The organism is Peterkaempfera podocarpi (genome assembly GCF_042466665.1).
Classification (GTDB): Bacteria; Actinomycetota; Actinomycetes; order Streptomycetales; family Streptomycetaceae; genus Peterkaempfera; species Peterkaempfera podocarpi.
In genome coordinates this window covers 6,126,238-6,140,473 of sequence record NZ_CP162102.1, presented here as the reverse complement: position 1 = coordinate 6,140,473, position 14,236 = coordinate 6,126,238, and the positions used below count along the sequence as shown (strand labels likewise).

Below are 14,236 nucleotides of genomic sequence, written 5' to 3'. Positions count from 1 at the left end.
TCGGCCGGAAGCGGATGCGGTCCCCCGGGCCGGCCGGCGGCGTCCACTGGGGCCTGGTCATCGGGACGGGCGGGCACACGGTCGGCATGCGGCGCCTCCTCCGGGCGGTCCGCCGTGGCTGCGACCCCGCCGCCCGGGCGGCTTGACCCGGGCGGCTTGACCCGGGCGGCTTGACGCTCGGCGCGGGTGGCGGCACCATGCAGCAGCGCGCCCCGGTCTCCGCAATGCCACCCCCGGCTGACGGCCCGAACCGGCCGGGCCGGCACGGTCGCCGGCCCGGTCGGGTGAGGCCCTCCACGGCCCTATCGCCGCCGTTCGCCCAGCTGCCGCAGGACGGACTGTGCGGCGTGGTAACCGCTCATGCCGTGGGTGCCGGCGCCCGGCGGAGTGGCCGCCGAGCAGAGCACGACACCGGGGATCCCGGTGCGGTACGGGTCCAGTGCCGGCCTCGGTCGCAGCGCGACCTGCCAGGCGGTGTTGGCGCCGGTGACAATGTCTCCACCGACGTAGTTCGGGTTGTACGCCTGCAGTGCGGTGGTCCCGCGGACGGAGGTGCCCACAATCCGTTCCCGCAGCCCCGGCGCGAACTGCTCGATCCGGTCCAGCACGACGCCGGTCGCATCACCGCTGTAGCCGTGGGGGACGTGTGCGTACGCATAGACGGGGTGGACGTTCCCGGCGGAGCGGCCGGGGTCGGCCAGGTACTGCTGGGCGAGCAGGACGAAGGGGCGCTCGGGCATCCGGCCCAGGCTGGTCTCCCGCTCGGCGTGGACGACCTCCTCCAGGGGGCCGCCGAGATGGACGGTGCCGGCCCGCCCGCAGTCGGGGTTGAGCCAGGGGACACCGCCCTCCACGGCCAGGTCGACCTTGAACGCCGCCGGACCGTGCTGCCACCGCCGATAGGCGCGCCGGACCCGCGGGGGCAGCCGGTCCCCGCAGATGTCGGCGGCGGCGCCGGGGGCGACATCGAGCACCACCGCGTCTGCGGGCGGCAGTTGAGCCAGGGAGCGCACCCGCACCCCCGTCTCGACGGTGCCGCCGAGGTCTTTCAGCAGGGCGGCCAGGGCGTCGGTGAGCGCCTGGGAGCCGCCGCGGGCGACCGGCCAGCCGTACCGGTGTCCGGCGGCGGTGAGCATCAGCCCCACCGCCCCGCTCATGGGGCCGGACAGCCGGTGGAAGAGGTGTGCCGCCACCCCCGCGAACAGTGCACGCGCCTCCTCGGTCCGCCAGCGGCGGGCGATCAGCGTGGCCGGCTGAAGCGCCGTCAGTCCGAACCGCGCGACGTGGACCGGATGCCGGGGCAGCTTCAGCACCGGACCGAGCAGGTCGTCGCAGAGTTCGTCGTACGACTCCGCCAACGGCCCGAAAAGCCGCTGCCAGGCGGCACCGTCCGCGCCGAGGCCCGCAGCGGTCCGCTCGATCGAGCGGACCAGCACCGCAGCCCGGCCGGAGTCCAGCGGATGGGCGAGGTCCACCTCCGGCCAGGCCCACTCCAGGCCGTACCGCTCCAGGCCGAGCGTACGGAGGAACGGCGAGGCGACCGCCATCGGATGCACCGCCGAGCAGTGGTCGTGCAGCACCCCGGGCACGGTCAGCTCGCTGCTGCGGGCGCCGCCGCCGATCTCCTCCGCGGCCTCCAGGACGGTGACCGCCAGCCCCTGCTGCGCCAGGGCGACGGCGGCGACCAGCCCGTTGGGGCCGGACCCCACCACGATCGCGTCACTCATGCGCCGTCACCACGGCGGGGGTCGGAGCCGCACGCCCGGGCCGCCGCACGGGGACGGCCCCGCGGCACGGGGACGGCCCTGCTGCACGGGACGGCCGGCCGTCGTCCTGCGGGGGCCGGCGGGTGACCATGGCACCCACGTTCACATGTCCCTCCTCGACTCGATCGGGCCAGGGGCGGCGCGTCGGCTGTCAGGCAGTGGCGGCACCTCCGCCGCACGGGCCGCGGCTCCGGCACGACGGCCCTCGGCCCACCCTCGGCGAAGCCCGGGATTCCCGGACACCACAACGGCTGCCCATTGTGCAGACGACCCTCACCGACGTGCCAGCCCCGGACGGTACCGACCGCGGACTCGCCGTCGCGCCGAGCGCCCTGCCGGGTGCCCTGGTGAATCCCACCTCGACAACCCCCGCACCGTACAACCGCGCGAGCGGTGGCAGCGGCGCGCCCACCGCCTCCACCCGGTGCGTGTCGAGCCTCCGCCGACAGCACCGCGACTGGACCCCGTTCGTCCGACGAAGCCGGAGTGGCGTTACGGCTGGCTCAAAGCCGGCGCGGCGGTCCAGGATCGGCACGATCCGGATCCGGTGTCCTGATTCACCCGCCGGACACCGAGGCCTGGGGTGCTCACTTGTCGGCGAGTACGGCGGCCGCCAGCTTGGACAGCGGCTCGGCGAGCGCATTGACGGCGTCGGAGAAGGTCTTGCGCTCGGGCTTGGTGACCTTGTCGTAGGAGGTGAAGGTGGTGTCGGCCTGCCTGTACCCGGCGAGCAGCTTGCGGATGGCGGCGAACTCGCGGTCCAGAGTGCCGGCCAGGGCCGGGTCCTTCTCGGTGACGACCGGCTTCAGCAGCACATAGGCCTTCTCCGCGCCCTCGACGTTGGCCTGGAAGTCGGAGAGGTCGGTGTGGGAGTAGCGGTCCTCCTCGCCGGTGACCTTGCCGGTGGCGACCTCGTCCAGCAGTTCCTTGGCACCGTTGGCCATCGAGGTGGCGGTGATGTCGGCCTTGCCGACCCGCTTCTGCCAGTCCGTCAGATCGGCGACCAGCTCGTCGGCGAGCTTCTTGTCGTCGTCGGTGACCTTGCCGTCGGCCCAAAGGGACTTCTCCAGCTTGTGCCAGCCGGTCCACTTCTGGCCCGGCTCCAGACCGTCCTCACGGGTGTCGGTCCTGGGGTCGATGTCGCCGAAGGACTCCGCGACCGGCTCGGTACGCTCCCAGCCGACCCGGGAGGGGGCGAACAGCGACTTGGCCTTCGCCATGTCGCCCGCCTTGACCGCGTCCGCGAACCGCTGCACCACGGGGATCGTGGCGTCCGCCTGCTCCTGCGCGTACGTGCGGTACGAGGCGACCGCGCTGTCCAGCCGGGGGTCGTTCTTGGCGGGGGCGCCCTTGCCGGTGACGGTGATCTTCTGACGGATGCCGTCCCCGGTCATGCCGGGCTTGCAGGCGACCTCGTAGGAGCCCGCCTTGATCTGGGCGGAGATGGTCACCTTGGTGCCGGGGCCGATGTTCTCCCGCTCCGTCACAATCCTGTCGCCGGGAGCGTAGACATAGACCTCGGTGGTCTTGGCCCCGGTGTTGTGCACCGCCAGCCGGACGGAGCCGGCCGGGAAGGCGGACTTCGAGACCTGGCAGGCGTTGTCGGACGCGGTCACCTCGACCGCTCCGTCACCCGTGGCGGTGTCCTTCTTCGAGCAGCCGGTGAGAGCGGCCCCGGCCATGGTGAGGACGATGAGGGTTGCTGCAGCGGGTCGACGGGCAGGCATGGCGGACTCCGGGAGAAGAGAAGAAAGGGGCACACGGCGGGCAGTCGGCTGAGGCGCACCGTGCGGTCGGCCGGGGAGCCGGGGGTGCGGGTCAGGCCTGGACGAGGGCGTCCGGGTCGGCGGGTGCGCTGGGGGCGGCGACCAGGGCGGTGCGGCGCCGGGCGAGGCGCCCGGAGACCCGGTAACCCGCCACCATCAGGGCGATGACGGCAGCCGTTTCGGCGGTGCCCAGGATCCAGGTGGACGCGTGGGCCTGCTTGGCGGGGAGCTTGGGCAGGTCCTTCACGGAAGCGGTGGTGGCGTGCTTGGCGGCGTCGGCCTGGAAGGCCTGGTTGCGGGCCGAACCGTGCAGGAAGGGGGCGACGAACAGCAGCGCGAGGGCGAGCGCGACCTCGACGCCGACCACGACCGGGAACGTCCGGAACAGGATGGTGCGCAGCGGGCGCTGGTCGCCGGCCGCGCGCAGGGCGTCGATCCGGGGGTGCAGCCAGAACTGGTTGAAGACGCCCAGGAGCAGCATGGCGCCGAAGATGAGGATCTTCACGCCGAGGACGCGGCCGTACATGGTCGTGACCAGCTGGGAGGGCCCGTCGACGTGCCCCCAGTACAGGAACAGGCCGGAGAGCGTGATCGCGGCCACACAGCTCATGGCGGTGACGGAGAAGCGGCGGATGGCGGGCGACCAGAACACGGCCCGGTCCTCCGGACGGATCCTGCTGGACAGGGCGAGCAGCAGCAGGCCGATCAGTCCACCGATCCAGACGGCGCCGCCGAGGAGGTGCAGTACCCACATCAGCGTCCCAAAGACGGTGCGGCCCCAGTTGTCGGGCTTCTTGTCGGGGAACTTGGTGGTGATGAGCGCGACCGCGCCGGCGGCCAGGCCGCCCCCGAGCAGCCACGCTCGTGCCGGGCCTGCGGCGAACCGGCGGGAGGCGAGCGGCGCGACCAGTGCGGCGCCGACCAGGCAGAGGGTGATGTCAAGGCCCCACAGAAGTCCGGGGGTGGACCCGTCGTAGAGGGAGTTCCAGGCTGAGCCGTAGTCGTAGCCGCCGCTCTCGGACGCCGCATGGGCGTTGTCGGTGAGTGCGGCGGGCACGGCCAGGAGTCCGAGGGCGGCCGCTGCGGCGGCAAGTCGCGCGGTCACCGCGGCGTAGGTGTCCGGCCCGATGCGGCGGGCCGCCGGTCCGGCGGCCACCAGTGCCAGGGCTGCCAGTCCGACGAAGCCCATCAGCGCCACCCAGGTCGTCCAGGTCAGAGCGGTGTCCGCGAACGGGCCCAGCGGTGTGGACGGTGCGGGTGCTGCGGAATAGGGCAGGGCAGCGGATATGGACATGGTCGGCCAGCCTCTGTGCAGGGGGACAGGACAGCAAGGGGACTTAGGTTAGCCATACCTAACCAACCTTGGCAATGCAGCCCCCGGCACCTCCGGGCCGCCGGCACGGCCGCCCACCGCCGGGACCGCGCGCACCAGCTCGGGGAGCCCGGCAGGACCATGCTCGGCCGTCCGACCGGCAGAATGCGTCCACCGGGCCGGATCGGAGGCGGAGATGAGTACAGCGGAGAGTGCCGGAGTACCGGCACGCCGGCCCGACCTCGCCGTCCCCCGCATGGTCGGCCGCGACCGCGACCTGTCGTTGCTCGACCGGGCTCTCGACGAGCGGCCGGGCCTCGTCGTGGTCGCGGGTGAGGCGGGGATCGGGAAGACCCGGCTGCTCCAGGAGCTTCTGCGGCGGCGCGGCGAGACGGCGCTGGTCGCGGTGTGCCCGCCGTTCCGGGAGCCGTACACACTGGGCCCGATCGTCGACGCCGTGCGCGGGCTGGCCGGGCGGGTCGCCGGCCTGCCGCTCACCGGGCTGGCGGGGGCGCTGCGGCCGGTCTTCCCGGAGTGGGCCGACCAGCTGCCGCCCGCGCCCGATCCGCTGCCCGACGCCGCAGCCGCGCGGCACCGTCTGCTCCACGCGCTCGTCGAGCTCATCGACGCCCTCGGCGTCGGGCTGCTCGTGGTGGAGGACGCCCACTGGTCCGACGAGACCACGCTTGAGCTCCTGCTGTTCCTACGGGCCCGGTGGGAGCGGGGTCCGCGTCTGGTCCTCAGCTACCGGCCCGAGGATGTCCGCCCCGGGTCACTGCTGCGCAGGCTGGTCGCGCAGGCCGGCGTCACCCGCCTGGAACCCCGGCCCCTGGACACCGCCGGGACAGCGGACCTGGTCTCCTCGATGCTCGGCGGGGAGCCGGTCTCGGTGGAGTTCGCCGAGTTCCTCCGCGCCCACACGGACGGGCTGCCGCTCGCGGTCGAGGAGTCCGTCCGGCTGCTCTACGACCGTGCGGACCTGGTCTGTGAGGACGGAGCCTGGCTGCGGCGCGACGTCGCGGAGCTCGACGTACCGCCCAGCATCCGCGACGCCGTGCTCGAGCGGACCTCCCGCCTCGGGCCGGCGGCCGGCGCGATGCTGGCCGCGCTTGCCGTGCTCGAGGGGCAGCGGGCGCCTGCACTGGTCGCCGAGGCCGCCGGGGTGTCCCTGCACGAGGCGGAGAGCGGTCTGGTCGAGGCCCTCGTCGGCGGGCTGCTGCACGAGGACCGCGGCGGCCGGGTGGGGTTCCGTCATGTGCTGGCCGCGCGCAGCGTCTATCACGCCCTCGGCGCCATGGAGCGCAGCCGCCTCCACCGCCGCGCCGGGGAAGCCCTCGAGCGGGAGCCGGTACGCGCCGTCGCCGAGCTGGCCCGGCACTTCCGGGAGGCGGGCGACCCGGATCGCTGGTCGGCGTACGCCGAGCAGGCGGCGGACCATGCGATCTCCTCGGGCGATCCCCGTACGGCGTTCGGGCTGCTCCTCGACCTGCTGGTCGGCGGGGCCGTCCGCGGTGCGGCGGTCTCTCGTCTGGTGCGGCGCATGCCGCTGTACGCCGCGCCCGGCGACGGGCCGCTGCGTGAGCTGGTCACCGTGCTGCGCGAGACCGCCGCCGGCGGCGAGCTCACGCGGGAGGAGCGGACCGAGGCCACCTGGCAGCTGGCCCGGCTGATGTTCCACGTCGGTGACATGGAGGCCGCCTCGGTCGAGATGGAGCAGGCCGTGCCGGAACTGGTCCGGGACCGGCCGGTCGCCGCGGTGCACGCGATGATGATGCTCGCCCGCCCGCTCGGTACCGCACGCCCGGCGGCGCATCACCGTGCCTGGCTGGAGCAGGCCGGACGGCTGGTCGAGGCCTGGCCCGGTCCGTCGCCCGAGGAACGGCTCTCCTTTCTCATGGACCGCGCCGCCACGCTCCTGGTACTCGGCGACCCCGCCGGCTGGGCGGCAGCGTGCGACCTGCCGGCCGAGGGCGAGACCCCCGGCGAGGTGCTGCAGCGCGCCCGGGGGTTCGCCAACCTCGGTGAGGCGGCGATGCTCTGGGGCCGCTACGGCGACGCCCGGCGCTGGCTCAATGCAACCGCCGCCCTGGCCGAGCGGCACCAGCACCTGCGCCTGCGCGACCTCGTGGGGGCGAGCCTCGCCCACCTCGACTGGCTCACCGGCGGCTGGACGGGCCCGATGGAGTGGGGAGCCTTGGCCCTTGACGCCGAGGAACCCGTGCTGCGCGCCGACGCACTGCTGCTGGCCGGTCTGCTCGCCGCCGCTCGCGGCGACCACCCGCAGGCACAGGAGCGGGTCCGCGCCGCGATCGCGGTGGGGCGGCCGCGTGGCCCCGCCGACGGGTCTCGCGACCCGTCGGCCGTGCTCGCGCGGCTGGCGATCGCCGCCGGCCGCCCCGGGGAGGCACTGGCCGCCACCGATGCCGCCTGGCGGCTCGTCGAAGCCAAGGGACTCTGGCTCTGGGCCGCGGAGATCACCCCGCTGCGGGTCCGCGCCCTGCTCGAGGACGGGCGCGCAGAGGAGGCCGCCCGCACGGCCGAGGCCTTCACCGCGGGTACGCGCGGCCTGGACGCACCGGTGGCCGCGGCGGCCCGCCGGCTGACCGCGGCGCTGCTCGCACGCGTCGGCGCAGACCTCACCGGCGGCGAGGTCACCGCCGGTGACCTCATCGCCGCCGCCGGGCTCTTCGAGGAGGCGGGCGCCGCCTGGGCCGCCCTTCCGAGACCGTACGACGCCCTGCTGGCCCGCGAGGAGGCGGCCGGCTGCCGCCTCGCCGCCGGCGAGCGGGACCGGGCCGTCGACATGCTCCGCGAGGTCTTCGGCGAACTCATCGCCCTCGGCGCGACCGGGGACGCGGACCGGGTCCGGCGTGCCCTCGCGGACGAGGGGGTCCGGGTCGGAGCGCGGGTGGGACGACCCGGCTACGGCGACCGGTTCTCGCCGCGCGAACTCGAGGTGGTGCGCCTGCTCGTGGAGGGCCGGACCAGCGCACAGATCGCCCGCGTCCTCGGGCTCTCGCCCCGCACCGTCGAGAAGCACGTCCACTCCGCGATGCGCAAACGGGAGGCGCCCTCGCGCACCGCGCTCGCCGTCGCCGCGGTGGAGTCCGGCGACGTGCCGCCGCCGGGTAACGTGCCGCGCCCGCCGATGACGACGGGTTAGCCGACCGCAGCCACGGGAGTTTCGCGGGTAGTTCTGCGCATTGCCCACTCTTCGCCGCGCGGCGTTCACTGCTTGCCGTGGGACAGAACGGAGCAGCCGCGATGACTTCTGGAAACGGTGCCGAACAGTCCGGCGAGGAGCCGGCGACCGGCCCCGTCGACGGTTCCCTCGACGGTTGCACAGAGGACTCCGACGACGGTGGGGACACCGCCGCCGATCCGTCCCCGGCGGACAGCGCGGACCCGCCGCGCGAGTCCCGGCGGAAGGCCGGTGTGGAGTACCGGCCGGTCTGACCCAGCGCCCCCACCCGAGTCGGCCCGGCCGACGCACCCTCCCGAGGAGAGCGATGCACAGACGACCACGGATATGGGCCGCCGGGGTGGCGATCGTGTGCGCTGCGGCGTTCGGCCTTTCGGCCGTCACCCCGGCGCAGGCGGCGCCCCCCGCGAGCGGCGGCACACCGCAGAGCACGGCCGACTACAAGCCCGCCGGATGCGCGGTCCCCGTGCCCGCCTCCGAGCGGAAGGGTGACGCGCCGTACGCCACCTGCGACCTCATGGCTGTGACCACCAGTCACGGCGCCCGGGCCGCAGACTCGTCCACCCCGCCCACCACCGCTGTCACACCGGACGACCTCAGGGCTGCGTACAAACTGCCCGCGGGTGGCGCGGGCGAGACGGTCGCCATCGTCGACGCCGGCGGCTACGCGACCGCCGAGGCCGATCTGGCCGTCTTCCGCAGCACCTACGGCCTTCCCGCGTGCACGACGGCCAACGGCTGCTTCACCAAGCTCGACCAGAACGGCGGCCACGACTTCCCGGCCGAGGACACCGACTGGTCCCTGGAGACCGCGCTCGACCTCGACGCCGTCTCCGCCGTCTGCCCGAGCTGCCACATCCTGCTCGTCCAGGGCGACTCGCCCTCCGTGGACGACCTCGGCCAGGCCGAGAACACTGCCGCCGCCCAGCACCCCGTGGCCATCTCCAACTCCTACGGCGCCCTCGGCGACGGGAGCTACCTGGCACCGTACGAGCACTACTACGACCACCCCGGGATCGCGGTCACCGCGTCCACCGGAGACCGCGGCAACGCCATCAACTGGCCGGCGACGAACGGGAACGTCGTCGCCGTCGGCGGGACGACGCTGACCCGCGACGCCACCAACGCGCGCGGCTGGACCGAGGCGGCCTGGGACTCGGGCGGCTCGGGCTGCTCGCAGGTCGAGCCGAAGCCGGCGTACCAGCAGGGCATCGACACCGGCTGCGCCAACCGGGCCATCGCCGACATCTCCGCGGACGCCGACCCGGCCACCGGCCTCGGCATCTACAACTCGAGCCCATCGTTCGGCGGCTGGATCCAGGTCGGCGGCACCTCGCTCTCATCGCCGCTCGTCGCCGCGATGTACGCCCTCGCGGGCACGCCGACGCCCGACACCTACCCGGTCACCTACCCGTACGCCGACACCAACGCCGCCGACTTCACCGACGTCACCGCCGGTTCCGACGGCCCCTGCGGCAACCAGCTCTGCAATGCCCGGGCCGGCTGGGACGGCCCGACCGGGCTCGGTACGCCCGTCGGCGTCGGCGCCCTTCGCCAGGGTCCGCACGGTCTGGTGACCGGCACCGTGCGCGGCACCGGCTCAAAGACGGCCTCGGGGCCGGTCCCGGGCGCCGTCGTCACCGCCACCGACGCGAACGGGCGCGGCTACACCGCCACGACCGACGCGTCGGGCGGCTTCACCCTCGTCCTGGCACCGGGCTCCTACACCCTGACCGTCACGCAGTTCGGGTACGCGACGGCCACCGCCACGCTGAAGGTCACCGAGGGGCGCACGTCGAAGGAGTCCATCACGCTGCGCGCCCTGCCCGCCCATGTCGTCTCCGGCACCGTCACCGACGCGTCCGGGCACGGCTGGCCGCTCGCCGCGACGATCACCGTCGACCGCTACCCCGGCGGCGCGGTCACGACCGACCCGGTCACCGGCCGGTACGCGGTCCGGCTGCCGGACGACGGGAACTACAAGCTGCATGTCTCGACGGCCCTGCCGGGTTACGAGACGGCGGACGACAGTGTCGCCGTCGGCACCAGCGACGTGCGCCACGACCTGACGCTGTCCGTGGACGCGAACAACTGCCTCGCGCAGGGCTACCACTTCACATACAAGGGCACCACGACCGGCTTCGAGGGATGGCCCGGCGGCACGCCGCAGGACGGCTGGACGGTCACCGACGACAGCGGCTCCGGGGTCACCTGGCGCTTCGACGACCCGGCCGGCGCCGGCAACGACACCGGTGGCACCGGCCAGTTCGCCGAGGTCGACTCCGTCGACGCCACTACCGACGACCTGGAGGCGACCAGCCTGGTCTCGCCGCCGCTCGACCTGAGCGGCAACACCAAGCCGATCATCACCTTCGACAGCTCCTTCATGACACACCACTACACCTCTGACGCCTACGTCGAGGTCAGCCTCGACGGCGGCGAGACCTGGACCTCGGTCTGGTACACGGCCGCCGTGCCCTCCTCCGGTCCCGAGACCATCTCGATCCCGCAGGCCGCCGGCAAGAGCGACGTGCGGGTCCGGTTCCGGTACAGGGCGTCCCACTCCTGGTACTGGAAGGTCGACAACGTCTTCATCGGCGACCGCTCCTGCGACGCCGTCGCGGGCGGGCTCGTGGCAGGCACCGTCGACGACGCCAACACCGGCAAGGCGCTCTCCGGCGCCACTGTCAGCGTGGCCGGCACCCCGACGGCCACGACGACCGATGGCGCGTACGAGCTCTTCGCGCCCGCTTCGGCCGCCGACGGTTCCGGTCGGACCGCGCTGGGGGTCGTCGACGGCGCGTACACGGGCTCGACCGCCAAGGTCGCCGTCGCCCGCGATCAGGTCACCCGGAAGGACTGGCGCCTGGGCGCCGGCCGGATCAGCGTCTCCGGCGGCCCGCTGCGGGCCACCCAGCCGCTGGGCCGCTCGACGACCCGGACCGTGACGCTCCGCAACACCGGCACCGCACCCGTTCACGTCGTCCTCAACCCGCAGGAAGGCTCGTACACGCCGGACTCGCACTCGGGCGGCGCGGCGAAGCTCGGCAGTGGCGCACCGATCCGGCACGTCGCCGGCGACTTCACCCGCGGGTCACTGCTCGCCGGTGGAACGCGCCCTGCCACGGTGCCGACGAGTTCGACCGAGGCGAGCACCGTGGCGGGTACCACCGCATGGATGCCCACCGACGCCCTGCCCGAGGTCGTGCAGGACAACGGCTCGGTGACGCTCGACGGAAAGGTCTACACCTTCGGCGGGTACAACGAGGGGCTACTGCACTTCAAGGCGTATGTCCACGATCCGGCCACCGGCGGCTGGCAGCGACTGGCGAACATGCCGCAGGCGCTGGAGAAGCCCGGTGTGGAGGCGATCGGGGGCGAGATCTACGTCGTCGGCGGCTGGAACAGCGACCATGGCGTCTCGGCCGCGACGTACCGATACGACCCGAAGCACGACTCGTGGTCCTCGGTGGCGCCGCTGCCCTCGGGTGTCGTCACCGGCGGCACGGCCGTGCTCGGCGGCCGGCTCTATGTGGTCGCCGGCTGCGGCGGCAACTGCGATCCGGCCTCCCAGGCGACCTACGTCTACGATCCCCGGTCCGACGCCTGGAGCCAGGTGGCTGATTACCCGATCACCGACCAGTGGCTCTCCTGCGCCGGTATCGACGGCCAGGTCGTGTGCGCCGGTGGAACCGATCCGGTCGGCCACGAGGATGTGGCGGCGACGTACGCCTTCGACCCGGTCACCGGCGTGTGGGCCAAGCGGGCCGACCTGCCGTACCCGGACTGGGGCATGGCCTCCGCCTCCTCCGGCGGGCGGCTGCAGCTGGTCGGTGGTGTCAGCAATGGGCAGATGACCAACCAGACCGAGGAGTACGACCCGGTCACCGACTCCTGGTCGGCCCTCCCGGCAGCCAATACGCCGGTCTACCGTGGCAGCGGTGCCTGCGGGATGTATGTCGTCGGCGGCGCGGACGCCGGCAACCGTCAGGTCAGCGGCGTCGAGCAGCTGCCTGGGTACGGCGACTGCGGCAGCTCGGACCCCGCCACCTGGCTGTCGGCGCCGCACAGCGTCACCGTCGCCCCGGGTGCCGCGGTGACGGTGCGGGTCACCCTGGACGCGGGCGAGGTCGACCAGGCCGGCACCTACACGAGCGGGCTGACCGTCGGCACCGACTCGCCGTACGGCGTCCCGGCGCTCGCTGCCACGATGACGGTGACCGCTACGCACTGACCGCGGACGGCTGACCGGCCCACAGCTGAATGCGGGCACGAGGTGACGGGGCTCCCGGGCGATTCGACCCGGGAGCCCCGTCCCGACAACGGGGTCCCTGCGCTTCCTGCTGCGTGACCGCAACGGCGAGTGCGGCGAGTACCGCGAGTACGGCGAGGCATTCGACGCCGTCTTCGCGGCCGAGGAGATACGGGGCCCAGGACCGCGGCGCGGAGTCCCCGGCCGCGCCGTCGTCATGGACGAAGTCCACGTCCGGCATGTCCTGGGCGCCCACGAGCGGCCACGGATGTCCGGGCCATGCCTGGGCCTTCCCAGTGGTCGGCCAGGCCTGCGCCCACCAGGCGGCCCACCATGCCGCCGCTGTCGGCAGATGCCGCCTTCAGACCGGCGGCGAGAGGAGGCGCGGGCTCACGCACACTGGGCCAACCGGCCCAAAGCCGAATGCCCGGGTCGAACATGGCCCCCTGAGCTCGGCACCCAACCGCTTGACGTAATGATTGCGTCAACATATCGTCGCTGATGTGCTCTTTCCTACGCCCACTCTCACTGCCGCCGACGACCACGTCCTCGGCGAGCTTGATCGCATGCGCGCGGCCCTTCGCCACCAGGTGCGCAGCACGCCGACGAAGTGGACTGAGGGGCTGCGCAAGTACCTCACCGCTGACGCGGTCGCCGCATCGAACTCCATCGAAGGCTTCCGGGTGGCCACGGTCGACGTCGAGGACCTCATGGCCGGGGAACGCGACGTGGAGGTATCCGAGGAGAATCGCGAGGAGACCCTCGCCTATCAGCGGATGATGACCTACATCCAGACTCTGCATGACGTCGAGGACTTCTCCTACAGCAAAGGCCTGCTCAACGCGCTGCACTGGATGCTCCAGGGCCACCGCCACAGCCCGCGTAAGCCGGCCGGGCAGTGGCGACGAGGCCCTGTCTACGTCACCGACGCTCGGGACCCGAGTATCGCCGCCTACACCGGGCCGGATGCAAAGGACGTTCCGGGGCTGATGGGGGAACTCGTCGGATGGCTCGGCACGGACGACGCCGCACACCCGCTGGTGAGGGCGGCGATGGCCCATCTCCACCTGGTGTCCATCCACCCGTGGGCCGATGGCAATGGCCGGATGTCGCGTTCCCTCCAGACTCTGATGATCGCCAGGGAGGGTGTTCTCGCCCCGGAGTTCTGCTCCATCGAGGCTTGGCTCGGACGCCCCGGCAACACCTGGGAGTACTACCGCGAGCTGGGACGTCGAGGGTCGGAGTACCTTCCCGACCAGGATGTGTCCAGTTGGGTGCGGTTCAACCTGACCGCCTACCACCAGCAGGCCCAGACGGTGCGCAACCGCTTGGACCGGTCCGGCCGCGTCTGGGGCATGCTCTCGGACTTTGCCGAGGCGCAGGGCTCCGACGAACGCGTGATCTCCGCCCTGCACGACGTCGCCATGACCGGGCGAGTACGGCGCTCACGCTACGAGCACGCCGAAGGACTGAGCGTCCAACAGGCGCAACGGGATCTGCGCGACCTGGTCGCATCCGAGGTGCTCCAACCGGTGGGACGCACCAGGGCGAGGTACTACGAAGCCGGGCCGCGCTTCCCGGAAGACGCCCTGGAGGCAGCCCGCACTCCGATGCCCCTCAAGGATCCGTATCCGAAGTGACGAGTGCGCAGCCCGCTGTGGGCGGGTGGTTGATCGAGGCGCACTGCATTTCACGCAGCCCGCTTCCGGACACCCTCCGGAACCCGGCTGCCGCCGCCCGAGTGGGAGTCGGCCGTCAGAGCGTGGACGGGCCCAGCGGATCGGGTGTCGACCGGGTCAGCAGACGTCGAGAGGTCTCCAGACCCACGCATCGCGCGGAGGTGGTCGGCGAACTCGCGCAGGAACCGGTCGACCATCGCCCGTTCCTCGGCATCCAGCTGCCAACCGGGCTGACGGCTGGTGTCGGAGGCGAACCAGC

7 protein-coding genes are annotated in these 14,236 nt (G+C 73.0%); 4 read left to right on the top strand and 3 right to left on the bottom strand.

The features are described from left to right. Positions 1-302: 302 nt before the first annotated feature. The 3 genes from AB0761_RS26910 to AB0761_RS26900 all read right to left on the bottom strand — a co-directional run bounded on the left by AB0761_RS26910 (position 303) and on the right by AB0761_RS26900 (position 4,826). Complete coding sequence (locus tag AB0761_RS26910; protein ID WP_377271706.1) at positions 303-1,727, bottom strand: phytoene desaturase family protein; 1,425 nt, start codon at positions 1,725-1,727, stop codon at positions 303-305. A gap of 626 nt (positions 1,728-2,353) precedes the next feature. Beyond that, positions 2,354-3,493: an iron uptake system protein EfeO gene (gene efeO / locus AB0761_RS26905; protein WP_377271705.1), complete on the bottom strand. Its 1,140-nt coding sequence runs from the start codon at positions 3,491-3,493 to the stop codon at positions 2,354-2,356. A gap of 91 nt (positions 3,494-3,584) precedes the next feature. Further along, positions 3,585-4,826: a CopD family protein gene (locus tag AB0761_RS26900; RefSeq protein ID WP_377271704.1), complete on the bottom strand. Its 1,242-nt coding sequence runs from the start codon at positions 4,824-4,826 to the stop codon at positions 3,585-3,587. A 214-nt stretch (positions 4,827-5,040) separates the two neighbouring features. Here AB0761_RS26900 and AB0761_RS26895 point away from each other — a divergent pair, with 214 nt between their 5' ends. From AB0761_RS26895 to AB0761_RS26880, 4 genes are all read left to right on the top strand, one after another. Further along, the gene (locus AB0761_RS26895) at positions 5,041-8,007 is read left to right on the top strand and encodes an ATP-binding protein (protein ID WP_377271703.1); all 2,967 of its coding nucleotides are present in this window, start codon (positions 5,041-5,043) and stop codon (positions 8,005-8,007) included. A 101-nt stretch (positions 8,008-8,108) separates the two neighbouring features. Next, complete coding sequence (locus AB0761_RS26890) at positions 8,109-8,300, top strand: hypothetical protein (protein WP_377271702.1); 192 nt, start codon at positions 8,109-8,111, stop codon at positions 8,298-8,300. Between the two features lie 53 nt (positions 8,301-8,353). Further along, complete coding sequence (locus tag AB0761_RS26885; RefSeq protein ID WP_377271701.1) at positions 8,354-12,280, top strand: carboxypeptidase regulatory-like domain-containing protein; 3,927 nt, start codon at positions 8,354-8,356, stop codon at positions 12,278-12,280. 521 nt (positions 12,281-12,801) lie between these two features. Next, on the top strand, positions 12,802-13,938 hold the full coding sequence (locus AB0761_RS26880; RefSeq protein ID WP_377271700.1) for a Fic family protein: 1,137 nt from the start codon (positions 12,802-12,804) through the stop codon (positions 13,936-13,938). The last annotated feature ends 298 nt before the right edge of the window (positions 13,939-14,236 follow it).

Excerpts from the sequence above, each read along its gene's own strand:
- AB0761_RS26900 (WP_377271704.1), bottom strand. The coding sequence starts at position 4,826 with ATGTCCATATCCGCTGCCCTGCCCTATTCCGCAGCACCCGCACCGTCC.
- AB0761_RS26890 (WP_377271702.1), top strand. The coding sequence starts at position 8,109 with ATGACTTCTGGAAACGGTGCCGAACAGTCCGGCGAGGAGCCGGCGACC.
- AB0761_RS26885 (WP_377271701.1), top strand. The coding sequence starts at position 8,354 with ATGCACAGACGACCACGGATATGGGCCGCCGGGGTGGCGATCGTGTGC.
- AB0761_RS26895 (WP_377271703.1), top strand. The coding sequence starts at position 5,041 with ATGAGTACAGCGGAGAGTGCCGGAGTACCGGCACGCCGGCCCGACCTC.
- efeO (WP_377271705.1), bottom strand. The coding sequence starts at position 3,493 with ATGCCTGCCCGTCGACCCGCTGCAGCAACCCTCATCGTCCTCACCATG.
- AB0761_RS26910 (WP_377271706.1), bottom strand. The coding sequence starts at position 1,727 with ATGAGTGACGCGATCGTGGTGGGGTCCGGCCCCAACGGGCTGGTCGCC.